This is a genomic window from Acinetobacter calcoaceticus (assembly GCF_900520355.1).
GTDB lineage: Bacteria > Pseudomonadota > Gammaproteobacteria > Pseudomonadales > Moraxellaceae > Acinetobacter > Acinetobacter calcoaceticus_C.
The window spans coordinates 1069660-1094466 of sequence record NZ_LS999521.1; the positions used below are offsets into that span (position 1 = coordinate 1069660).

Below are 24807 nucleotides of genomic sequence, written 5' to 3' on the forward strand. Positions count from 1 at the left end.
TTTTATAGACCAATTTAGAATTAGATGAGACCAGCATCTTTCAGTTCTAATTTTAAATATGCATAGAAAATTGGAGCTGCGATTAAACCGCCTAAGCCAAAAATTGATTCAAATACCAGCATTGCTAATAAAATCTCCCATGCATTTGCATTGATTTTATGTCCAATAATTTTAGCATTAACAAAATATTCAAGTTTGTGAACGAGAACGAGATAAAGTAATGCTGTTCCTGCTAGTCCGAGGGAAACAGTAAGAGCGGCAATGAACGTTAATGTATTAGAAATAAGATTACCTAAAATTGGAATCAGTCCAAACATGAAGGTCAAAATCGTTAGAGTTTTGGCAAAAGGTAGATGGACCCCCCAAAGTGGTAATAAAATAAAGGCGAATAAAATAAAGAGTAGCGTATTAATTGCTGAAATTTTTATTTGTGCAAAAACAACGTTTTTAAATGAAATTGATAATTTTTGAATACGTTGGATCAGAAGAGACTTAAAAACAGGCTGGGGAGTACGGCGGTGAAAACCGTGTATAGCGACCAAAATACCGATAATAAGGCCCATAACCATTGTTACAAAGTTATGTAAGATATCAGAACTTGTATTTTTTAATATGGTCACGTTATCTTTCATAAACGCGAAAATTTCGTCTTTTAATTCTGTCACGCTATCGGGAATATAACCCGGAAGATATTTACTAATTTCAGCTTGTAAATGCAGTAGTGTTTGATCGACTTTACTGTTGATATTATGGATGCCTACGCCTTTTAAATCATGGACGACAAAACTAATCAGACTTGTAATGAAAAAACCAATAAGTGAAATGGTGACAATACTTAATAAAATACTAATAAAGATGCGGGCTCTTTGACCATCAATATAACGTTCTACAACCGAGCTTAAGCTAATAATAATTTCATAAATAAGAAAGCCTGCAAAAAAACTTGCTAATAGATGTAATGGGATAACCGAAAGCAAAAAGATGCCCATAAGAATGTAGCTTGCAATCAGACTTGGACGATTATTCAAATTTTGCATGTTGATCCCTGAGATCGTGGGGAATATAGAAGAAAGAGCAAATGGACTAATTATTTATACTCTCGCAAGCTATTAGCTTCAATCGATGAGTTATATTTTTTCTGAAAAATAGAGGAGTTAGGTGCAAAAATGGCCTGTTCATCAACAAGCCATTCATTAAATCATTTTAACGAATTTTTGCTTCATCCAAATGACGAGCACCTTCTAAAATCATTCGAATCATGATCATGGTCTGTTCAGCAAGTTCTGACCTTTGCTCAATAGGAAGGTCAATCGCTTTTGCGCCCATGTGAAACACAAGTTGTGTAATTGCTTTTGCAACAAGTTCTGGATGGTATAGATGATTGTTATTTAGGCGCTCTAATCGTATTAAATCTTCTTGTAGCTCTTGTTGAAAGAAGTTTAATTGACGTTCAACTGCGGCTTTATAAGAGGCAGAGCCTGTAAAACCTTCGCGTAATAATAAACTTAAGTTACCCTCATCGGCATCGAGCTGCTGAAGAAAAATATCGACAGAACTACGGATAATACTTTCTTGTAAGGATGCGCGTAGGCGAGCGTGGCGAATAATTTTACGTAAGACAATACCAGCTCGGTCAATTAAAGAAATTGCTAACTCATCAATATCTTTAAAATGTCGATAAAAACTATTTGGCGCAATACCAGCTTCTCTGGCTACCTCACGTAAGCTTAAAGAGGCAATACTTTTTTGTGGGCCAATTAGATTTAAAGCAGCTTGAAAAAGTTCTTCTTTAGTAATAGTCGCTTTTCTTCCCACAGAACGCGTAGCTGTTTTAATTTCAATGACATCTTGTTGTCGAGGTGTGTCATTCAGGTTCTGAGAAAGTGAAGATTGGGTCATGCTGTTCAATATATTTGTAAACTCTCAGGATTATAGCCTTAGAAGCTGAACTTGTGAAATTGTAATTAAAAGTACAGGTGTATATACAAATATATATACATGTGTATAATAATTAAAAAAGAGCGATAGAGCCCCAGCTATGCAAGTAATCGAAAAGAGAAATTCTCTATTCAATTCATTGACACAAGCCATATTTGATAGAGATACGGCTAACTTCTGGCTACAAAAAGTTAATCCTTTATGGTCTGTGAAACATGGGCTTGTTCAAATTGTAAAAAAAGAATTTGTCGCTCATGATATGGTAAGTCTTACACTAAAATGTAACCGTTTAGTGAAAGTAGGTGTTGCTGGTCAGCATCATCCTGTCATTGTTGAAATTGCTGGTCGTCGTTATGAACGTACTTATAGCTTGACGCAAATTGACGAACAACATTTACGTTTAACGATTAAAAAAGTTGCTGATGGCATCGTCAGTAATTGGTTTATGACTGAAAGCCAAATTGGCGATGTTTTTGAGCTTGGTCAGCCTTATGGCGACATGCAACAAAATATTAAAACACCGAAATTAATTATGCTGGCTGCGGGTAGTGGTATTACACCAATGTTGAGCTTAATCACTGCTATTAAGCAAAGCCAGCAGTTAGATAAAGTTCAAGTGCAGCTTTTATATTGGGTGAAGCAACGTTCAGATGCAGCTTTTATTGAATACTTTGAAAAAGTTGCACAGCAATTCCCAAATTTTAGTTATCAGGTTTTCTATACGCAAGAAACACCAAATGATGAACGTTTAAATGCAGAGCATTTAGCATTAGCAGACGATTTGGAAAATAGCACTATATATGCGTGTGGACCTTCTGGTTTCGTTTCAACAGTGGAACAGCTTTTTGAAAAAGCACCGACTGTATTAACAGAAGCTTTTAGTTTAACTCGCGATAGTACGGCTGAAGTTGGTTATGTAAATGTCACATTAACCCAGTCTAATAAGGTCATTGCAATTCCAAAAGGCGAATCAATTTTGGTGAGTCTGGAACATGAAGGCCTTAAGCCAACACATGGCTGTCGTATGGGAATTTGTAATAAGTGCGTTTGTAGTAAAGCTCAAGGCTCTACACGTAACTTACTCAACGGTAGCGAAAATACCGAACCAAGCCAATTACTCAAAATTTGTGTGAACTCAGCACAATCTGATCTAGTTATTGATCTTTAAGAGAGAACTTTTATGAATATGCCAGTGAAAGTCGAATATTTCAAAAATCCTAAAAATCGAGATTTAACACCAGCAGAACTTGACGCATTTGCAAAAGAACTCGATCAGATCAAACAAGAAGTATTGGATGATTTGGGTGAGAAAGATGCTAAATATATCCGCCGTGTCTATGCAGCAGTTCGCTACAGTAGCTTTTTAGGCCGCGCATGTTTGTTTGCAGGTTGGTTCCCACCAGCTTGGGTTTTAGGAACAGGCTTATTAGGCTTTTCTAAAATTATGGAAAACATGGAACTTGGTCATAATGTTATGCATGGACAATATGACTGGATGAATGACCCTAAATTTAATGGTCAAACTTACGAATGGGATACTGTCGGTACTTCTGATAACTGGCGCCAGACTCATAACTATAAACATCACACCTATACCAATATCAAAGGCATAGATGATGACATTGGTTATGGTTTGCTTCGCTTATTCCCAGAACAACGTTGGAAACCAGGTTTCTTACTTCAACCTGTTTATAGCATTCCATTTTGCTTATTGTTCCAGTGGGGCGTAGCGATTCAGAACCTTGAAATTGGTCGTGTTCTCTACAAACGTAAGACCAAAGCAAAGTTTTTAGAAGAGTTAAAACCAGTAAATAAAAAGATTGCTACCCAACTCTTCAAAGATTACGTTTTTTTCCCATTAATTGCAGGTCCAGCCGCTTTACCTGTATTTACGGGAAATCTGGTTGCAAATGGTCTTCGTAATATTTGGACATTTACGATTATCTTCTGTGGTCACTTTACTAAAGATGCAGAAGTATTTCCAAAGTCTGTTTTACAAGATGAAAGCCGTGGTCATTGGTATATGCGTCAGATTCGTGGTTCTTCAAACTTGAAAGGTTCAGAAGCATTACATATCTTAAGTGGACATTTAAGCCATCAAATTGAACATCATTTATATCCTGATGTTCCAGCACGCCGTTATCGCCAGATGGCTCCAAAAGTTGAAGCTGTATGTAAAAAATATGGTCTGAACTATAACAACGCTAGTTTGACCAAACAGTTTGGTCAGGTGGTTGGCCGTATCTTGAAATATGCCCTACCATTTAAAAAATAAATAAAAAAAGCCCTGATCAGTTCAGGGCTTTTTTATTACTTCTTTTTAGAAATCCACATGGTAATCGTAGCTTGGAAGACTTTCTCTTTCTGAGAATCAAAGACTTCTACATTCACTAAATATTCTCCAGCTTTATCCCAGTCATAATTTTTTTCTACAGGCGTTGCAACTGCAATTAAGTCTGTTTCTGCCTTTTTTAAATATTCGACAGTCATACCTTTTGGAATCCAACGATGTGTGGAAGGTACAGTAACTTCAGTCATTGTGCCGCCTGCAAGCTCAGCCATATTACACATGGCAATTGCATGAACTGTTCCAATGTGATTGAGAACTGAACGTTTTTTCTTAATGGCTATTTCGCAATAATCTGGTTTTAACTCTAGAAATAGTGGTGAAATACTGCCGAAATAAGGTGCTTTTAAACATAGCATGCGTGAGAAAGTCCATTTTCCTTTAGGGAAAGTAGACACTTTGTTCCAAAGTTCTAAAGTTGTTGCCATGATTTTAGGCTCCATGTAAGTAAAACAGAATTTTATTCTGTTAAAGAATATAATTCTGTTTACAAAAGCGAGTCAAGTCATTCAGAATATCTCCGATAACTGGTTGGAGAGTGAACGATGCAATCTGCACAAGAGCTATTAGAACGGCTATATCCGGGTAGAAGGGCTGCTTTAAAAATACAGATCTTGTTAGATGCTTTGTCTTGTTTTTTGGAAAATGGAATTGAAACTACCAGTATTGAGATGATTCGTGCGAAATCTGACAGCAGTGTAGGGGCTATTTATCATCACTTTAAAAATAAAGAAGGAATTGTTGCGACTTTATTTTTTGCAGCTTTAGATGACCAAGCGGCACGAAGAGATGACTATCTGGAAGGCACAGAATCCCTTCAAGACGTTTTATATGCTTTTATTCATAGTTACATTGATTGGGTAAGTGAACAGCCAGAGTTTGCTAAATTTTTAATATCTGCTCGTTTTAGTGTGATGCAAAGTGAAGACCAAGAGCGTCTTGTTCAGAAAAATAAATTAAGAAATCAAAAGATATTTAATGAAATTTCAAATTATGCTGAGGCTGAGTTCTTAAAAACTATACCTCATGAACTATTACTTTCATTAGTGATTGGATCTACAGAAAATTACTGCCGTGCATGGTTATCACAACGAGTTCATTCAAACCCTAAAGTTTATAAAGATATTTTGGCGAAAGCTGCTTGGGATTCTTTACAAAATTTGAATTAAATATCTTAATACGTACCTACAAAAAAGCCGCATATTTCATGCGGCTTTTTTTGCTGGAAAATAAATTATTTAAATTGAATTGAACCGTTTGCATTCACAATGATTTTAGACTCACCAGCCGCCATGTCTTGAGCCGGAGCTGCTTCAGCAGCAGCAAATTTCGCCATGCTGGTACGCATTACAGGCTGTGGGAAATAGTTGTTCGTATTTAAATTTAAACTAACTAGCGTGTATTGGCTTTTATTCCATGCTTGAGTCAACATTTGAGCACGTTGTTGAAAGTTTTTAGAAGCTTCTACCATTAAATCATTTTCAACTTTTTTACGTTGTTCATCTGAAACTGTAAAATTAATTGATTGGGTTTGGAAGCTTTGTTGTAACTCACTAATTAACTGACTTGCAGCTTTAAAGTCTTTACTTTCAAGGCGAATTTCAGCGCGGCCACGCCATTCTTTTAGCTTATTACTATCGTTATCGTAAATTGGGTAAGTGCTTTGAGTGCCAGTTTCAACTTGTACTTGTGGGTATTTACGTGAAACGGCAAGCGCTTGATTCATCAGTTGATTAATTTGATTTGAAAGTTCGGCTGGTTGTTTGTTACTTTTTTCAATATATAAAGTTGCATGCATTTCATCATTAGAAACTTGGCGAGAAGCTTCAGCTTGTACATTTACAATATTATAGTTCAAAGCATTATCATCCTGAGCAAAAACCAAAGGGCTAAGGAGAGAACCTAAAAGAAGAGTTGAGATGGCTAAAGTACGCATAAATTTATCCTTTAAAAATTAATTAAATTTAATTTTTTTCATTAAGAAATGTTAAACATAAGTTATGCATAACTTTTGCAGATTTTGTGGCGTATTTGTAATATTTAGACCATTTTTTTTAAATTTTGGCAAATATAAATTCTTATAAAAATAAAGACTTAAAATTAAAGTGTGTCAATGTAACTTAAAAAATCAAAGTAATATAAAAAAAGAATATTTTCTTTAGGTTGTCACATAGTATGATGATAATTCATCTTAACTATTGGGATGATACATTTTTTCAATAAGATTAGATGAGTAAAGTACATAAAAGACGTTTTTTTTCTTGTAAAATTAGGTATCATCGCGCTCCTAGTTACAAGATATAAAATAAGTGTCTTTACTAGTTCTATAAAGCACCGAGTCAAAGGACCCATCGTCACCAGACTTATTTCTTTCTACCCCTATCAGAGATGGTAATCCGATATGAGCGTTACTTCCGTTAACCCTGCCACTAATGCTACTAACGAATATTATTTGACTCGCCAAAGTCAAATGGAATCAAATGTTCGTAGCTATCCACGTAAATTACCGTTAGCGATAGCGAAAGCACAGGGATGCTGGGTTACTGATGTTGAAGGTACACAGTACCTTGATTGTTTAGCTGGGGCAGGTACATTGGCTTTAGGTCATAATCATCCTGCGGTGATTCAAAGTATTCAAGATACATTGGCAAGTGGTTTGCCATTGCATACTTTAGACTTAACCACACCTTTAAAAGATGCATTCACTGAAGCATTGTTAGCATATTTACCTGGTGGTAAAGAAGAATATTGCTTGCAGTTCTGTGGTCCTGCTGGTGCAGACGCAACTGAAGCAGCAATTAAACTTGCTAAGACTTACACTGGCCGTAGTTCAGTGATCAGTTTCTCTGGCGGTTATCATGGTATGACCCATGGTGCGCTTGCTATGACTGGTAATTTAAGTGCAAAAAATGCAGTTAACGGTTTAATGCCAGGCGTACAATTCATGCCATATCCGCATGAATACCGTTGCCCACTTGGTTTAGGTGGTGAAGCTGGTGTTGACGCTTTAACTTACTTCTTTGAAAACTTTATCGAAGATGTTGAAAGCGGTGTAACAAAACCAGCTGCTGTTATTCTTGAAGCGATTCAAGGTGAAGGCGGCGTAGTTACAGCTCCAGTAAAATGGTTGCAAAAAATCCGTGAAGTGACTGAAAAGCACAACATCGTTTTAATTTTAGATGAAGTTCAAGCTGGCTTTGCACGTTCAGGCAAAATGTTTGCATTTGAACATGCAGGTATTGAACCTGATGTTGTTGTAATGTCTAAAGCAGTAGGTGGTGGTTTACCACTTGCAGTATTAGGTATTAAACGTAAATTTGATGCTTGGCAGCCTGCAGGTCACACCGGTACTTTCCGTGGTAATCAACTTGCTATGGGTACAGGCCTTGTCGTATTAAAAACGATTACTGAACAAAATCTTGCTCAAAATGCGCAAGAACGTGGTGATTATCTACAAGCTGAATTTAAAAAATTGGCTCAAGAATTCCCATGTATCGGTAACGTGCGTGGTCGCGGTTTAATGATCGGTATTGAGATTGTTGACGAGCGTAAACAAGCTGATCGTATTGGTTCACTTCCTGCAGACTCTCAATTAGCTGCTGCAATTCAAACTGCTTGCTTCAACAATAAACTATTGCTTGAAAAAGGTGGTCGTAACGGTACTGTAATTCGTTTACTTTGCCCGCTTATCATCACTCAAGAAGAGTGTGTTGAAGTAGTTGCTCGCTTTAAGAAAGCAATTGCAGAAGCATTGGTTGCAGTACGAGGCGCATAAGTATGGTGGATTTTGCAGAACATCGTAAAGCGTTACTCTGCAATGATGCACAATCCATTGCTGACTATGAGTCAGCAATGGGCGAAGCGGTAAAAGCCGTTTCAGCATGGTTGCAAAATGAAAAGATGTACACAGGTGGTAGCATTAAAGAATTGCGTTCAGCGATTTCTTTCCAGCCTTCAAAAGAAGGTATGGGTGTACAAGAATCACTTCAACGTATGATTGAGCTTTTCTTAAATAAAAGCTTAAAAGTACATCACCCGCACTCATTGGCACATTTACATTGTCCAACAATGGTAATGAGCCAGATTGCGGAAGTACTGATCAATGCGACTAACCAGTCTATGGACTCATGGGATCAAAGCCCAGCCGGTTCATTAATGGAAGTCCAGCTTATTGATTGGTTACGCCAAAAAGTAGGTTATGGTTCTGGTCAGGCGGGTGTTTTCACTTCTGGCGGTACTCAATCTAACTTAATGGGTGTATTGCTTGCTCGTGACTGGTGCATTTCGAAAAACTGGAAAGACGAAAACGGTAATCCGTGGTCTGTACAGCGCGATGGTATTCCAGCTGATGCAATGAAAAACGTCAAAGTCATTTGTTCTGAAAATGCACATTTCTCTGTGCAAAAGAACATGGCAATGATGGGCATGGGCTTCCAGTCAGTTGTTACTGTTCCTGTGAATGAAAATGCACAGATGGATGTAGATGCTCTCGAAAAAACGATGGCGCATTTGCAGTCAGAAGGTAAAGTAGTGGCTTGTGTCGTTGCGACAGCAGGTACAACTGATGCTGGTGCAATTGATCCATTGAAAAAAATCCGTGAAATTACCAATAAATATGGTTCATGGATGCATATCGATGCGGCATGGGGCGGTGCATTAATTCTGTCAAATGACTATCGTGCAATGCTTGATGGTATTGAATTGTCAGACTCAATTACCCTCGATTTCCATAAGCATTATTTCCAAAGCATTAGCTGTGGCGCGTTTTTGTTGAAAGATGAAGCGGACTATCGCTTTATGCATTACGAAGCTGAATACTTGAACTCTGCTTATGACGAAGAACATGGTGTACCAAACCTTGTTTCTAAGTCATTACAAACGACTCGTCGTTTTGATGCATTGAAATTGTGGATGACAATTGAATCACTTGGTGAAGACCTATATGGTTCAATGATTGACCATGGTGTAAAACTTACTCGTGAAGTTGCAGATTACATCAAGGCAACGACAGGCTTAGAGCTTTTAGTTGAGCCACAATTTGCTTCGGTATTGTTCCGAGTTGTACCACAAGGCTATCCAGCTGAGTTGATCGATAGCTTAAACCAAAACGTAGCAGATGAATTATTTGCTCGTGGTGAAGCAAATATCGGTGTAACAAAAGTTGGTAATGTACAGTCATTGAAAATGACAACATTAAGCCCTGTTGTGACATTCGAAAACGTTAAAAACCTTTTAGGTCAAGTATTGGCTGAAGCTGACCGCATTAAAGATGCGATTGCTTCTGGTAACTATGTACCACCAATCGACTAATTGAGTTGATACCAAAAAAGCCCGGTTTATTACCGGGCTTTTTTATTACATATTATTTTTATTAAAAGTGTGTATCAGGAGAGAGATGTATGCACAAAACATGCATATTTTTAAAAAACAAAAATAATTATGCATGATTTATGGGGAGCAAATTTCTTATTGTATTGGTATGTTCCCGATATTTTTGGTCGCATTGATATATCAATATCGTACTTATTAAATAATCCTGCTTTAACTGAAAATAAAGTAAGTGGCTGTAATTACAATTAAGACAAGGAAGAAGAAATGCAACAAGCGAATATGCTCAATGAATTTAAGCTCATTATTGGCGGTCAACTTTGTTCAGGTGAACAAGGTAAACTAGAAATTATTAACCCTGCTACAGGTTTAACAGCTGCGCGTTGTTCAAAAGCATCGGTTGAGCAAGTGAATCAAGCAGTGAGTGCGGCTAAACAGGCATCTAAAGTATGGCAAATGGTGTCGCACGATGAACGTAAATCAATTTTAAACAAGATTGCGGATGGTATTGAAAAGCACGCCGAAATGCTCGCTGAACTTGTTGTGCTTGAGCAAGGTAAACCACTTGCACTCGCGCAAATGGAAGTGCAGGGCGCAATTGGCTGGACTCGTTATGCAGCTGCTATGGATTTACCTGTTGAAATTATCGAAGACAGCGAAGCTAAGCGTATTGAGCGTCATCGTCATCCATTAGGAGTAGTCGCTTCAATTACTCCATGGAACTGGCCACTCATGATTGCGGTCTGGCATATCATGCCTGCATTACGTGCCGGTAACGTTGTCATTAGTAAACCTTCTGAATACACACCACTATCAACTTTGCGTTTATGTGAAATCATTCAGCAAGAAGTTCCGGCTGGTGTTATTTCAATTGTGGTGGGTGCTGGTGAGATTGGCGAAGCATTATCTTCCCATCCAGATGTACAAAAAGTTGTGTTTACGGGTTCAACCAGAACTGGACAGCACATTATGACGGGTGCAGCTCAACAGCTAAAACATTTAACTTTAGAGCTCGGTGGTAATGATGCGGGTATTGTATTACCTGATGCAAATATAGATGAAATTGCAGCTAAGATTTTCAATACTGCATTTTTAAATGCGGGTCAAACATGCGCCGCGCTAAAACGTTTATATGTGCATGAAAGCCAATATGAGGCTTTATCTCAAAAGTTAGCTGACATTGCCAATGCTCAAATTGTGGGTGATGGAATGGAGTCTTCTACAACATTTGGCCCAGTACAAAACCAAATGCAATATAACAAGGTGAAAGGTCTTATTGCCGAGGCAATTGAGCAAGGAGCAAAAGCACTTTCGGGTCAACAGCAGTTACCGGAGCAGGGCTACTTTATTGCACCAACTATTTTGACTGAAGTTTCTGAATCTTGCCGTGTAGTGCAAGAAGAGCAATTTGGTCCAGTGTTACCTGTCTTAAAATATACAGATATCAATGATGCAATTGCACGTGCCAATGATAGTGAGTTTGGTTTAGGTGGATCAATTTGGTCTTCTGATATTAAAGCTGCTCAAACTTATGCTACTCAGCTTCAATGCGGTACGGTTTGGATCAATACGCATGCAGAAGTTCTACCTCATGCACCTTTTGGTGGCTGGAAAATGTCGGGCTTAGGTGCTGAGTTTGGCTTAGAAGGTTTGCTTGAAAACACAATTGGGCAAACGCTACATATTAGTAAAGTCTAAATATTAGTTTTAAGGCGGATGATAGATCCGCCTTTTTATTCTAAATTATTTTATTAAAAAACTAACTTGCTTAAGTCGTGTGATGGTAGCCGTGACTTTTGGGTTTGATTAAAAAATGATTCTGTTCTTTAATTTTTTTCAGAACAATGTAAGACTTTATGTGTCCAATAAAATTATAAGAAAGCAATCTTTCAGTCACAAATTGAGAAAGCTGTTCTAAGTTTTCAGCAACGACTTTTAAAATAAAATCCGCATCGCCACTAATTGAAAATGCATCTTGAATGTTGTCTTCTGCTTCAATTAACTCTTGGAAAGCCTGCTGCGATTTTGCTTCGTGTGTTCTTAAATTAATATGAATCATCGCTGTGACTTCCAGTCCTAGCGCTTGTTGCTGGATGCGGGCGGTGTAACCTAAAATTATGCCTTTTTGCTCAAGCAGCTGTCTTCTTCTAGAACATTGGGAAGCAGATAAACCGATTAAATCTCCAACTTCCTGATTGGTGAGCCGTCCATTCTTTTGTAATGCCTGAATGATTTGCCAGTCGAACTTATCCATTGCATAAAATCCTTTTATGATACACAAATCATGTATTTTTATTAAAATGCGTTTTCATTATGCACGAAATCTAAAAGGTAGATGAAATATTATTTTTCTATGGAATAAAAATTGGTCTCAAAGGATATAGAGCAATGTTCATAGAAATCGGTGACTTTTTAAATCTTCGTCTAAAACAAATGGGTATCCAACATCTCTTTGGTGTACCTGGTGATTTTAACCTCTCATATCTAGAACAAGTTGAAGCAGATCCAGAACTCGAATTTATTGGAAATTGTAATGAATTAAATGCTGCCTATGCAGCAGATGGTTATGCACGAATTAACGGTTTTTCTGCCTTGGCAACCACTTACGGTGTAGGCGATTTAAGCGCGATTAACGGCATTGCAGGTGCATATGCAGAAAATGTACCTCTTATTCATATTTCAGGTATTCCACCGTTACATGCAGTTCAAAAGGGCACTTTAATCCACCATACGTTGGTTGATGGCAACTACGACAATATTATGAACTGCATGAAAGAGTTTACAGTTGCTCAAACGCGTTTGACTCCTGCAAATGCAGCCTTTGAAATTGACCGTGTATTACGTCAGTGTTTCCTTGAACGTCGTCCTGTACATATCCAATTAGCAGGCGATATTACTCACGTTAAAATTGAAGTAAGTGAGCGTCCGCTCGATTTAAGCTATCCAGCTGTTGAACCAGATTTATTAAACAGCGTCGTCAATAAACTTTGCGACATTTTGAACAATGCAAAAAGCCCAGCACTTCTGATTGATAATGAAGCTTCAGTTTTTGGTGTAACTTCTCTTCTTAATGATTTATCTCAAAAGTGCTCTATTCCATTTGCTGGTATGAATACTGCAAAAAATATTATGGATGAAGGCTCGCCTCGTTACATTGGCACTTATGTGGGTGGGGCAAGTCAGCCGCATGTTAAAAATATAATTGAACAGTCGGACTGCTTAATTGGTATTGGCGCACGTTTTACCGACGTAGGTTCAGCTGTATTTACTCATCAAATTGCGACTAAAAACTATATCGAAATTAAATCTTATGGTCTAAACATTTTTGGTCAGGATTTCCCTGGCATTGAGATTGGGCAATTACTTGTTGAGTTAAATAAGAAAGTTGCACCACGTAAAGCGACTAAACCTATTCTTGAAAAACAACCTCAAAAAGTCTTTGAGGCACCAGCACAACAAAAGCTAAGCCAAGATGTACTTTGGAACTACATTGCTGGTTTCTTAAAAGAAGATGATGTGATTATTGGAGAGGTGGGAACTTCAAACTCAGCTTTATCTGGTTTAAAACTTCCTGCCACAGCTAAATATATTGCTCAGCCACTTTGGGGTTCTATTGGTTATACCTTGCCAGCTTTACTTGGCAGTTTGCTGGCAGCTCCTGAACGCCGTCAAATTCTATTTATTGGTGATGGTTCATTCCAGCTTACGGTACAAGAACTTTCTACAATTATTCGTCACGGTTTAAAACCCATTATTTTCTTGCTGAACAATGGCGGTTACACCATTGAGCGATTAATCATGGGCGAAAACGCTGCCTATAACGATGTACAAAACTGGAAATATACTGATATTCCAGCTGTCTTTAACGGTAAAAAAGGTCATACCACCTATGTGGTTGAAACTGCCGGACAGCTTAAGAGTGTTTTAGATAATGTTCATCAAAATGATCAATTAACTTTTATTGAATTAAAACTACCAGCAATGGATGCACCGGTGAGTTTGAAAAAATTTGCCTCAGTCATCGCGCGTTTTGACTACGGTGATCGCGGTTACGAAATTTTAAAGGAGCGTTCCCAGCCTATTAAATGTAAGGATGCAAGCTCGTTTTAAATAGAAGATAGGAAATTCTTCTTAAAAATTAAATGGACTCATATTAAAGCAAACTTATGTCCGAAGGTCGGTTTCTGGCCTTCGGATATGGTGCTGAATAAAGGTGTACAGGAAGTGACACCAACATTGGAGATAATGTTATGGATGCAAACAATAAGCACGAGTTAAAACAAGGCTTATCCAATCGGCATATTCAACTCATCGCACTCGGAGGTGCGATCGGAACAGGGTTGTTTTTAGGACTTTCTCAAACGATTAAACTGGCAGGTCCTTCAATTTTATTAGGATATGCAATTGCTGGAATTATCGCTTTTTTAATTATGCGTCATTTAGGTGAAATGGTCGTTGAAGAACCAGTAAGTGGTTCATTTAGTTATTTTGCCAATAAGTACTGGGGCAAAATGGCTGGTTTTATGTCTGGCTGGAACTATTGGGTGTTATATGTACTAGTGAGCATGGCTGAACTTAGTGCAATTGGAACCTTCATTCAGTTCTGGTGGCCTGAAATTCCCACTTGGCTGACCGCTTTATTTTTCTTTATTTTAATTAATGGCATTAACTTAGTGAATGTCCGCTTTTTTGGGGAATCCGAATTCTTATTTTCCTGCATTAAGATTGTTGCAATTTTAAGCATGATTGGTTTTGGTACCTATCTCTTATTTACAGGCTCTGCTGGCCCGCAAGCTGGTATTGCAAATTTATGGCAACACGGTGGTTTCTTCCCACACGGGATTCATGGTTTTGTCATGGCTTTGGCCGTCATTATGTTTGCATTTGGTGGTTTAGAGTTAATTGGTATTGCTGCGGCTGAAACTAAAAAACCTGAAACAACCATTCCAAAAGCAGTGAACCAGATTGTTTATCGTATTTTAATTTTTTATATCGGTGCGATTGGAATCTTACTGTGCCTTTACCCTTGGAATATGGTTGCAGAAGGCGGTAGTCCATTTGTAATGATTTTCCAGTCATTAAATAGTAATGGCGTTGCAAACGTTTTAAACTTTGTGGTTTTGATTGCTGCTATTTCGGTTTATAACAGTTGCATTTATTGTAATAGCCGTATGTTGCATGGTTTAGCAGAGCAGGGTAATGCCCCAGCTATTTTGAAAAAAGTAAACAGCCGTGGTATTCCAGTTCCAGCTGCAGTACTTTCTGCATCAATCACAGCAATATGTGTGGTCGTAAATTACCTGATTCCTGGTCAAGCTTTTCAGCTCTTTATGATGCTCGTTGTGGCTGCACTTGTCATTAACTGGCTTATGATTTCAGTGACTCATTTGAAATTTACTAAAGCAATGAAACTGCAAAAACATCAAACCAAATTTAAAAGTATTCTTAGCCCATGGAGTAATTATTTAACCATTAGCTTTGTATGCTTTATTCTTATTATTATGGCAATGACGCCAGATATGAGATTGGCTGTTATTTTAGGCCCAATCTGGTTGGCTTTTTTAGCACTGATGTATTTCTTAAAATATCGTAAAAAAATGGTAGCGATGCCTGAAGTACAATCGAACTAGTTCACTAAATTTACAATGATATTGCGGTTACCTGACTTAAAGTAGGTAACCGTTTATCTTTTGTCATATTATTTTCATGTTACAAAGAAATTATTATTTCTTACCATATTTAATAAAAATTTTAGTCATAAAATTATTATTATTCGTAAAAGTAAAAATAGAGTTAAATAATAGATTTTTAAAATATTTATAATATATTTGTGTTTTATATTTTATAAATACTTAAAATCTATATTTTTAATCAATGTCATAATACAGACTAATATATAGGGTAAAATACTCGCTCGCGTTGAATTAAATATTTGATAATAGATAAAAAATAGTAAACAGATAATTAACAATATCGAAATCATTAAAGCGTCATCATACTGTAACTTAATTGTCATATTTTCTATTCACAATGCAGCTATCGAAGAGCGTACAAGCACTCAACAAAAAGTGACGTACAACCTATTGCATTAATGAGAGAGAACAGAATGCGCTTAAATCCACGTCAAATCGCAATTGCGTTAGCAGTAACTGGGGCAGCTGTAACAACGACTGCAAATGCAGCTCGTGATACGATTCAAATTGCTGGTTCTTCAACTGTACTACCATTTGCCAGCGTTGTAGCTGAAGAGTTCGGTAATACATTCCCTCAATTTAAAACTCCTGTAGTTGGTTCTGGCGGTTCTTCTGCTGGTTTAAAACAATTCTGTCAAGGTGTGGGTGACAACACTATCGACGTTGCTAACTCTTCTCGTAAAATTAAAAGCACTGAAATTGAAGCTTGTAACAAAGCTGGTGTAAAACAAATTCAAGAAATTAAAATTGGTTATGACGGTATTGTATTTGCGTCTAGCTCAAACAAAGCAGCTTATAAATTAAAACCTTACCATGTATTTGCTGCTTTATCTGCACAACTACCTTCAAAAGGTAAGTTGGTTCCAAACCCATACACAAATTGGAACCAGATTGATAAATCACTTCCAAATGAACCAATTACACTTGTCATTCCTGCATCTAACCACGGTACACGTGAAGTTTTCCAAGAGAAAATGGTTGAGGCTGGTTGCGAATCGTATGAATACTTCAAGAGCTTAGACAAAGATGCTCAGAAGAAAGCATGTTCTACTTTCCGTAAAGATGGCCGTGTAATTGAAATTGCTGGTGACTACACAGAAACATTAGCTCGCTTAAAGACTTCTCCAAGTGCAGTAGGCGTGTTTGGTCTAAGTTTTTATGATATGAACCGTGACAAATTACGTGTAGCAACAGTAAACAATGTTGTTCCTTCTGAGAAAACAGTTTTGAACGGTACATATCCTGTGTCTCGTCCATTGTTCTTCTACGTGAAAGGCGAACATTTAAAATCAGTTAAAGGCTTACCGCAATATGTAGAATATTTCGTAAGCAAAAAAGCAACAGGTAAAGGTTCTAAAGCTGAACGTGATGGCTTAATCGCAATGTCTGATGCTGAACGTGCAAAAGTATTGGCTGACTTTAAAGCAGGTAAAACTGTTAAATAAGTTAGTTTGAATAGGGGCTGGTGATCTTGAGAGTTCATCAGCCTTTTTGTCTAACTTGTTTTTCCAAATTATGACAATTGAGAAAACAGTGGAGAGTACATGAATCTGCTACTTATCGGTGTGTTGTTAGCCCTTGTGGCAATCGCATATCAACTTGGGCTGAGAAAGAGCCGTAGCCTAGCAGGTAAGGGAAGCAACTCGGCGACGTTACATTCTCGTCCTGGTTATTATGGTGCACTGGTTGGGCTTTGGTGCGGTATCCCTGCTTTTTTAATTTTGATCATTTGGAGCTTGGTTGAACCAAGTGTTTTAAACCATATTATTTTTAATAATATTCCCGCGACCGTAAGTGCTTCACTTGATGAAGCTGGCAGAAGTGTATTAGTTGATCGTGTTCAAGCGATTGCTTCTGGTTTTGGGGTGAGTGATAAACCGGCAGCCTATGAGTTAGCTGCTGCTCAACAGTTCGCAAAATTTCAAACCATTGGCTCTTTTGCCAAATTTGCTGTTGTCGTTTGTGCAGCTTTATTGGGTTTGGTTTGGGCGAAGAAAAAAATTAATCAACAATATCGTGCGCGTAACCAAGTTGAACGTGCCATTAATGTTGCTTTGATTTTATGTTCTGGTGTTGCGATTTTGACAACCATCGGTATTGTGATGTCGATGTTTGGCGAAGCAATGCACTTTTTCCGTTTTGTAAGTCCGCTTGATTTCTTCTTCGGGACAGAGTGGAACCCAGGCTTTAGTACTTCAGGTAATGTTGAAGGCAGTTATGGTTTACTGCCATTACTTTGGGGCACGCTCATGGTCAGCGGCATTGCTTTATTAGTTGCCGTACCCATTGGATTAATGATTGCCATTTATTTAGCTGAATATGCTTCTCCTTGGTTACGCTCATGGGCAAAACCAGCAATTGAAGTTTTAGCCGGTATTCCAACAATCGTTTATGGTGTTTTTGCCATGATGGTTATTGGGCCATTTTTCAAGGCAGCTGGCGCTTACGTTGGCCTTGAAATTAACGCGACCAGTGCTTTGACTGCTGGTTTCGTAATGGGGATTATGATTATTCCGTTTGTTTCTTCTTTATCAGACGACATTATTACCCAAGTACCTCGTGCTTTACGTGACGGTTCTTTAGGACTTGGGGCAACTAAGTCAGAAACAATTCGTCAAGTCGTTTTACCTGCTGCATTACCAGGTATTACGGGCGCATTTTTACTAGCTGTCTCTCGCGCCGTAGGGGAAACCATGATCGTGGTTTTGGCCGCAGGGAACAGCCCACTTTTACATGCAAATCCATTTGAAGCTGTTTCGACAGTGACCGTTACGATCGTAAAACAGTTGACTGGCGATACTGACTTTGCCAGCCCACAAGCTTTGGTTGCATTCGCGTTAGGTCTAACACTATTTGTGATTACCTTATGCTTAAACATTGTTGCACTGTACATTGTGCGTAAATACCGTGAGCAATACGAATGAGTACATCAAATACATCATCTCCTATGGATCAGAACGTATTTGATCCAAAAGCTGCTGCTGAATCACGTGAGCGACGTAAACAGGTCATCGAAAAATCTTTGGCTAAGCGTCATCGTAAAGAAAAAGCTTTTCGTTATGCTGGTTTCTCGGCAGTCGTAATTGGACTTGCATTCGTTGCACTATTGTTTAGCAGTATTTTGGCAAAAGGTTTACCTGCTTTTTGGCAAACCAGCATGAATGTTCCAATTTACTTTGATCCGAAAGTGATTGATGCAGGTCCGGTACCTGTTCGTGGGCAGGGGGAAACACCTGCACATTATCAAGAGCGCTATATCGATTGGCAAACCAAAATGGGTATGGTGGATTGGGACGGCATTATTGTAAATGGAATGATTGCTAAAGACCCTGCACTTGCTGGCCAACGTGATTACTTAAGCAGTCTTTATGCGAGCTCAGAAGCTTATCGTTTACGTGATATGGTTTTTGCGGACCCATCATTAATTGGTAAGAAAGAAAATCTTAATTTCTTGGGCGATGCCAATGTTGATGTCTGGTTAAAAGGTAATATTGACCGTTCATTGCCAGATGAGCAACAGCAACTTGGACCTGAAGTGCGTAAACTTGCAGATGAGCTAAAAGCAAAAGGTGTTCTTGAAAGTACATTTAATATGAACTTATTTAAGAATCCGGACTCTCGTAGTTCACCAGCAATTAGTGGTCTTGCGGGTGCGTTTATGGGCTCGTTGTTTATGATGCTAATTGTGATCATTATTGCAATTCCGATTGGTGTTGCCAGCGCAATCTATCTTGAAGAATTTGCTCCAAAAAATATTCTTACAGACATTATTGAAGTCAACATCAATAACCTTGCTGCTGTTCCTTCAATTGTGTTTGGTTTACTCGGTGCGGCGATTTTTATTGGTTGGATGCATTTGCCTCTATCTGCTCCACTGGTAGGTGGTTTAGTGTTGAGTTTAATGACGCTACCGACAGTCATTATTACCACTCGTGCTTCATTAAAAGCAGTACCACCTTCTATTCGACAAGCTGCACTTGGTTTGGGCGCTTCTAAATTCCAAACCATTTTCCACCACGTTTTACCATTAGCTTTGCCAGGTATTATGACCGGCGCAATTATTGGTGTTGCTCATGCACTTGGTGAAACAGCACCTTTACTTTTAATTGGAATGAGTGCATTCGTTGCAAGTATTCCTACAACTCCATTTGATCAAGCAACCGCTTTACCTGTCCAAGTTTACTTATGGCAAGGTAATGAGTTGCGTAACTTCTTCGAAGGCCGTACTGCCGCTGCGATTATCGTACTCCTTGCATTAATGATTGGTTTAAACAGTCTTGCAATTTGGTTACGTAAAAAGTTCGAAGTGCGTTGGTAATTGAGGATAAATTATGAATACTATTGATATTACGAATTCCTTAGAAAAGGATAAGTTAGTGAACACTGAACAATCTCAATTTACAGATAAATCGCAAAATCATGGCACTTCGTATGTTTCGCATTTTGAACCACAAACTTCAAAAAAGCAGAACTCAACCGAAATCAAAATTAGTGCACAAGATGCCCATGTTTATTATGGTGATGTTGAAGCGATTAAGGGCATTGATCTCGATATTTACCAAAACGAAGTTATTGCCTTTATTGGGCCTTCAGGTTGTGGTAAATCTACCTTTCTTCGTACGATAAACCGCATGAATGACACCATTGATGGTTGTCGTGTAACAGGTAAGATTACACTCGATAACCACAATATTTATGACCCAAACCTTGATGTCGTATTATTACGTGCTCAGGTGGGAATGGTATTCCAGAAGCCAAATCCGTTCCCTAAAACTATTTTTGATAACGTGGCATATGGTCCTAAACTTCATGGTCTAGCACGTGATAAATATGATCTAGAAGAAATTGTTGAAAATAGCTTGCGTAAAGCGGGTTTATGGGAAGAAGTGAAAGATCGTTTGAATCAACCGGGTACTGGTTTGTCGGGTGGTCAGCAACAACGTTTATGTATTGCACGTACTATTGCAGTAAGTCCTGAAGTGATTTTGATGGATGAGCCGTGTTCTGCACTCGACCCAATCGCAACAGCAAAAATTGAAGAATTGATTTCTGATTTATCAGAGCAATATACAATTGTAATTGTGACGCACTCAATGCAACAAGCGGCGCGTGTTTCGGATCGTACTGCTTACTTCCATTTAGGTGATTTGATTGAAGTCAACTCAACTGAAAAAGTCTTTACTCAACCTGATCATCAGTTGACAGAAGCTTATATTACTGGACGATTCGGTTAATTAATAATTAAGACAAAAAAAGAGCCATGTGCTCTTTTTTTTATTTTATAAATGAAAATGACTCTATTTTGCAAAAACGCTATTGAATTTTAATCAAAAGGACCACATCTTAAGGCTATAAAAGATAACTTATGAGCTTAGAATTTTATGTTATTCCATTTGCCTAAACTCCCTGCAGAAATACGTGTTAGTCACTTAAATGCACGTGTAAATGAACAGAGAAAAAAAATTGCACAAACCACTGCAAGCCGTTTAGAACTTTTACAATTGGCTCAACAACTTGCTAAAGAAGCTAAAATTCGCCGTAAAAATAATCAGAAAATCTTTGTCTTAGATTTTAAGGGGGATATTCAAGCTTCAGCGGTTGAAAATATACGAGAAGAAATTACTCTCATTTTAGCAACTGCTAAAGCAGGGCGTGACCGCGTTGTTGTTCGCCTTGAAAGCCCAGGAGGCATGGTACATGGCTATGGTCTAGCAGCAGCTCAATTGGTGCGCTTACGCGATGCAGGCTTCCATCTGACCATCTGTGTAGACAAAGTGGCAGCAAGTGGCGGCTATATGATGGCATGTATCGCAAATGAAATTATTACAGCACCATTTGCTATTGTTGGTTCAATTGGTGTAGTTGCTCAGGTTCCAAATTTTAATCGTCTTTTAAAACAACATAATGTTGATTTTGAGCTTTACACAGCAGGGCAGTATAAGCGTACTGTAACTATGTTTGGCGAAAACACCCCTGAAGGTAAAGCGAAGTTCGAAGAAGAGCTTCAACAAACTCATGTGTTATTTAAGCACTTTGTTGAAAAGTATCGACCACAGCTTAATGTTGATAAAGTCGCTACAGGTGAACATTGGTACGGTGAAGATGCGCTTAATCTCAACCTTGTTGATAAATTACAAACATCTGATGAGTATCTATTAGCGTTATTAGCACAGCATGATGTCTATGTGATTAACACTCGTAAGAAAGCAACCTTAGGTGAAAAGTTGGGTTTGCAAGCGGCACAAATGGCAGATAGCTTGATTCCAGCTGTGATGAGCAAAGTGATGGAAAGCCTTGCAAAAGCAAATACAACTCTTGTGCAGGTGCGTGATCCAAAATTATAAGTTTTTGTGATTCACATTTTGATAAAAAACCAGCTTAATAGGCTGGTTTTTTTATTGAATTAATAAATAAATCCAGTTTTTAAAATATCTCTAACTTTTTAATAAAAATTCAAAAATAATTATTGATAAATATACTTTTTGAATTGTGATAAACCAATGGTTTTGATATTTTAAACACCAATAAAATAGCTTTTAGATGAATCATTTAAAAAGTTAGACATTTAAAAATATAACTGAAATTCAGGATAGGAAATAATGACAAGAATAATTGTGGCATCCAAAGAGGGTTTGGACGTTCTGCAAGATGGTCAGCTCAATAAAGTTGTGTTAAGTAAACCTTCTATTATTCAAATTGGTATTAGTCAAAAAGATATAGCATCAATGGAAAAGCAGGGGGGCGGCAGTCTAGTCATCCATTTAAAAAATGGAGAAACCCTTGTTTTAGAAAATTTCTTTAATGAAGCAACGAATACAACAGACCATTCACTTGTTTTTCCAACTGAACATGGAAAATTTGTTGAAGCACAATTTGATGCACAAGGTAAGGTTATAGATTATACAGGTCTAAACCATGTCACAGATTTAGCCTACACAAGCACTAGCCAGCCAGCCTCAACAATGGCAGTTGATGATTCTCCAACTTTTTCGATGGGCAATGTGCTAAAAGCAGGCTTAGCAGTTTTAGCCGCTGAAGGTTTATACCTTTGGGCTTTTGATAACGATGACAAAGATGATTCACCTGTTGATGTCCCAAACACTGCGAAACCAACAGATTTAAAACTTGCAGATGATGCTGTTACGGTTACTGGTAAGGCAGAAGCTAATGCAAAAATTTATATTAAAGATATTGCTGGAAATACGGTAGCCTCTGGTGTTGCAGATGCAAGTGGTAATTTTACTATCAAGTTAGACAAGCCTTTGACAGATGGAAATAAATTAAATGTTTCTGCTCAAAATGGGGGCGGTAAAGAGTCTAGTGGTGCTGCTATTACAGGTGCAAAAGATACAATTGCTCCAGATGCTCCACAAGCTCAACTTAGTGAAGATGGTTCATTAGTAACAGGTAAAGCTGAAGCGAATGCAAAAATTACTGTATATGATGCCGCTGATAAAGTATTAGGAACTGTAACTGCGAATAAAGATGGGATCTTTTCTTTAAAACTTACTCCGCCCTTGACGAGTGACACAGGTGGTAAGGTGGTTGCAGAAGATGCGGCTGGCAATAAATCTGAGCCAAGTAAAATAATTGCAGGAAAGGATACCTTTGCTCCAGATGCGCCTTTAGTAGAAGTGAATAAAGAAGGCACAACAGTTGAAGGCAAAACTGAAGCCAATGCAAAGGTTCAAATCAAAGATGCTGATGGTAAAGTGATCGGAACTGGTACGGCAAATGCTCAAGGTGAGTTTCAAATTACACTTTCTCCTGCATTAAAAGATGCACAGAAGGCTACTATTGTTGTTGAAGATGCAGCAGGAAATACTTCTAAACCTTTAGAAATTTCTCCAAATTATGACTCTATTGCACCTGATAAACCAGTAGCTCAAATTAATGCTGATGGTACAACAGTAACAGGCACAGCAGAAGCTAATGCAAAAATTGAAGTTAAAGATTTAAGCGGCAAGGTCATTGGTAGTGGAACCGCTGGTGCAGATGGGAAATTTACAATTTCTATTTCACCAGCCTTAACTGATAATAAGCATGCCTCTGTATCAGCTATTGATAGTGCCGGAAATAAATCTGATGTTCTTGATATTATCGGCACTAAAGATACTACGCCTCCTATCAAACCTGTCTTAAATAGTGTGGATGATGATGTGGGAGCTTTAAAAGGGGCGATTACAGCTGGTTCTGAAACAGATGATGCAAGACCAAAACTTACGGGATCAGGTGAGGCAAATGCCACGCTCACTATTTATGATAATGGCGTTGCTATTGGAATTGTGACCGTAAGTAGTGGTAGATCGTGGACGTTTAGTCTTGATAAAGATTTAGCCCTTGGAAAGCATACAATTACTTTAATTCAAACAGATGCAGCAGGTCTTACCAGTGAAGTGAGTTCACCATTTACCTTTTATGTGGTCGCGCCAAAGACCGCCAGTTTAAGTGATGCAGCAGTTGATACTGCTCATGTAGAAACTGCATCTGTTGCGGATAGTGTTGGGTTAAATACATTAAAGTTAGAACAAAATACAACGAATGAAACCCATAGCCAGCAGCAGAAATCTGTGTTATTAGATGATTTATTAAAAAGCTCTTCACCTGATGCTTCTGACCCGATCGCAAAACTTTTATCTGCAACAGAGTCTAAACCTGTGGTGAATGAGCAGAGCGATGTAAATAACACAGCTAGTGATATCACAACCAATCTAGATCAACTTCTACCAAATGCGACTTCTTCAGTTTTATCAAATCTTTTAGATCAAACTTATCCAGTAGTTTAAATATCCTTTAAAAAAAGCGCTCATTGAGCGCTTTTTTATTTATGAATGATTTATTTTAGGTGTTTTTATAAGAGCAGCAACTCCATAGATTATTGCTCCAATAGTTGCTAACAGCATATCTTTATGGGCATCCCACATATCGCCTTGTTGCCCATTATAATTTTCGGCTTCTTCTGGAGATAAACCAATAGCAATTGCCCATTCAATGAGTTCATAGAAAACACTTGATGCCATCACAAATTGAATCACAAGTAAAAACAAAGTAAAAGGTCGTGCGGTAGGCAACCAAACCTGAAAAACTCGATAAATAAGAGGGTAAAGCAAAACACCATAGGCAAGATGAACTAAACGATCATACATGTTGCGGGACCACCCCATGTATTGATCTAGATTAAAATGGAATATCTGTTGAATCCAGTCATTGTAAGGAACGTATGAATACAGGTAGTGTGCGCCGATAATGTGAATCAGTAAAAATAGTAAGTAGAGAGTAAAGCTTAAAAAATCGAGGCCAATCTTTTTAAAAATAATAAATAGTAGAACCAACATAAAAACAGTTCCCACCTGATGAAGTAAGTAAGCTTCAAATTCAAGGGGCTGAATGCCTGACAGTATAATGGCAATAAAAATAAGACTAAGAGCAATATAGTGTTTAAGTTTGAATTGTTTTTCGATCATTTTATAAAGGCTTTATTGTGATTTATATTAGTGTAAT

The 24807-nt window shown here is 37.9% G+C and carries 20 protein-coding genes; 14 read left to right on the top strand and 6 right to left on the bottom strand.

The features are described from left to right. Positions 1-20 precede the first annotated feature (20 nt). Positions 21-1037, bottom strand: coding sequence for an AI-2E family transporter (locus AC2117_RS05040; protein WP_133972338.1), 1017 nt, complete (start codon positions 1035-1037; stop codon positions 21-23). A 166-nt stretch (positions 1038-1203) separates the two neighbouring features. Beyond that, the gene (gene fabR / locus AC2117_RS05045) at positions 1204-1899 is read right to left on the bottom strand and encodes an HTH-type transcriptional repressor FabR (protein WP_003650423.1); all 696 of its coding nucleotides are present in this window, start codon (positions 1897-1899) and stop codon (positions 1204-1206) included. A gap of 139 nt (positions 1900-2038) precedes the next feature. Here fabR and AC2117_RS05050 point away from each other — a divergent pair, with 139 nt between their 5' ends. Then, a complete protein-coding gene (locus tag AC2117_RS05050) occupies positions 2039-3106 on the top strand; it encodes a ferredoxin reductase (RefSeq protein ID WP_133972340.1) in 1068 nt (355 codons plus the stop codon). A gap of 12 nt (positions 3107-3118) precedes the next feature. Then, positions 3119-4213 (top strand): fatty acid desaturase family protein, encoded by a 1095-nt coding sequence (locus AC2117_RS05055; RefSeq protein ID WP_042898060.1) that lies wholly within the window; start codon positions 3119-3121, stop codon positions 4211-4213. 35 nt (positions 4214-4248) lie between these two features. Here AC2117_RS05055 and AC2117_RS05060 read toward each other — a convergent pair whose 3' ends face one another. Continuing rightward, positions 4249-4713 carry a hotdog fold domain-containing protein gene (locus AC2117_RS05060; RefSeq protein ID WP_133972342.1) on the bottom strand — a complete coding sequence of 155 codons (465 nt, stop codon included), beginning with the start codon at positions 4711-4713 and terminating at the stop codon, positions 4249-4251. Between the two features lie 117 nt (positions 4714-4830). Between AC2117_RS05060 and AC2117_RS05065 the strand changes: the two genes are divergently transcribed. Next, entirely contained in the window at positions 4831-5454 is a 624-nt protein-coding gene (locus AC2117_RS05065; RefSeq protein ID WP_133972344.1) for a TetR/AcrR family transcriptional regulator, read from the top strand. 65 nt (positions 5455-5519) lie between these two features. Here the strand turns inward: AC2117_RS05065 and AC2117_RS05070 are convergent, their stop codons facing one another. Continuing rightward, on the bottom strand, positions 5520-6221 hold the full coding sequence (locus AC2117_RS05070; protein ID WP_133972347.1) for an SIMPL domain-containing protein: 702 nt from the start codon (positions 6219-6221) through the stop codon (positions 5520-5522). A 465-nt stretch (positions 6222-6686) separates the two neighbouring features. On the opposite strand from AC2117_RS05070, the gene AC2117_RS05075 reads away from it, so the two are divergent. The 3 genes from AC2117_RS05075 (at position 6687) to AC2117_RS05085 (ending at position 11311) form a co-directional block, all read left to right on the top strand. Next, positions 6687-8060, top strand: coding sequence for a diaminobutyrate--2-oxoglutarate transaminase (locus AC2117_RS05075; RefSeq protein ID WP_133972349.1), 1374 nt, complete (start codon positions 6687-6689; stop codon positions 8058-8060). 2 nt (positions 8061-8062) lie between these two features. Beyond that, the gene (locus AC2117_RS05080) at positions 8063-9595 is read left to right on the top strand and encodes a pyridoxal phosphate-dependent decarboxylase family protein (protein WP_133972351.1); all 1533 of its coding nucleotides are present in this window, start codon (positions 8063-8065) and stop codon (positions 9593-9595) included. A gap of 285 nt (positions 9596-9880) precedes the next feature. Further along, positions 9881-11311 (top strand): aldehyde dehydrogenase family protein, encoded by a 1431-nt coding sequence (locus AC2117_RS05085; RefSeq protein ID WP_133972353.1) that lies wholly within the window; start codon positions 9881-9883, stop codon positions 11309-11311. 70 nt (positions 11312-11381) lie between these two features. On the opposite strand, the gene AC2117_RS05090 is transcribed toward AC2117_RS05085, so the two are convergent. After that, complete coding sequence (locus AC2117_RS05090) at positions 11382-11867, bottom strand: Lrp/AsnC family transcriptional regulator (RefSeq protein ID WP_017387914.1); 486 nt, start codon at positions 11865-11867, stop codon at positions 11382-11384. Between the two features lie 134 nt (positions 11868-12001). Between AC2117_RS05090 and AC2117_RS05095 the strand changes: the two genes are divergently transcribed. The 8 genes from AC2117_RS05095 to blp2 all read left to right on the top strand — a co-directional run bounded on the left by AC2117_RS05095 (position 12002) and on the right by blp2 (position 24092). After that, entirely contained in the window at positions 12002-13723 is a 1722-nt protein-coding gene (locus tag AC2117_RS05095) for an alpha-keto acid decarboxylase family protein (protein ID WP_133972355.1), read from the top strand. A gap of 140 nt (positions 13724-13863) precedes the next feature. After that, entirely contained in the window at positions 13864-15243 is a 1380-nt protein-coding gene (locus AC2117_RS05100) for an amino acid permease (protein WP_133972356.1), read from the top strand. Positions 15244-15719: 476 nt separating this feature from the next. Next, positions 15720-16751, top strand: coding sequence for a substrate-binding domain-containing protein (locus AC2117_RS05105; RefSeq protein WP_133972358.1), 1032 nt, complete (start codon positions 15720-15722; stop codon positions 16749-16751). Between the two features lie 99 nt (positions 16752-16850). After that, entirely contained in the window at positions 16851-18230 is a 1380-nt protein-coding gene (gene pstC / locus AC2117_RS05110; RefSeq protein WP_133972360.1) for a phosphate ABC transporter permease subunit PstC, read from the top strand. Next, positions 18227-19624, top strand: a complete 1398-nt coding sequence (pstA, locus tag AC2117_RS05115) for a phosphate ABC transporter permease PstA (protein WP_133972362.1) — start codon at positions 18227-18229, stop codon at positions 19622-19624. The genes pstC and pstA overlap by 4 nt, the downstream gene beginning before the upstream one ends. A gap of 13 nt (positions 19625-19637) precedes the next feature. Further along, a complete protein-coding gene (gene pstB / locus AC2117_RS05120) occupies positions 19638-20540 on the top strand; it encodes a phosphate ABC transporter ATP-binding protein PstB (RefSeq protein WP_042898050.1) in 903 nt (300 codons plus the stop codon). 147 nt (positions 20541-20687) lie between these two features. Then, a complete protein-coding gene (sohB, locus tag AC2117_RS05125) occupies positions 20688-21650 on the top strand; it encodes a protease SohB (RefSeq protein WP_075431488.1) in 963 nt (320 codons plus the stop codon). A 255-nt stretch (positions 21651-21905) separates the two neighbouring features. Then, positions 21906-24092, top strand: coding sequence for an Ig-like repeat protein Blp2 (blp2, locus tag AC2117_RS05130; protein WP_133972364.1), 2187 nt, complete (start codon positions 21906-21908; stop codon positions 24090-24092). Positions 24093-24131: 39 nt separating this feature from the next. Here the strand turns inward: blp2 and AC2117_RS05135 are convergent, their stop codons facing one another. After that, positions 24132-24770 (bottom strand): DUF2238 domain-containing protein, encoded by a 639-nt coding sequence (locus tag AC2117_RS05135; RefSeq protein ID WP_133972366.1) that lies wholly within the window; start codon positions 24768-24770, stop codon positions 24132-24134. Between the last annotated feature and the right edge of the window lie 37 nt (positions 24771-24807).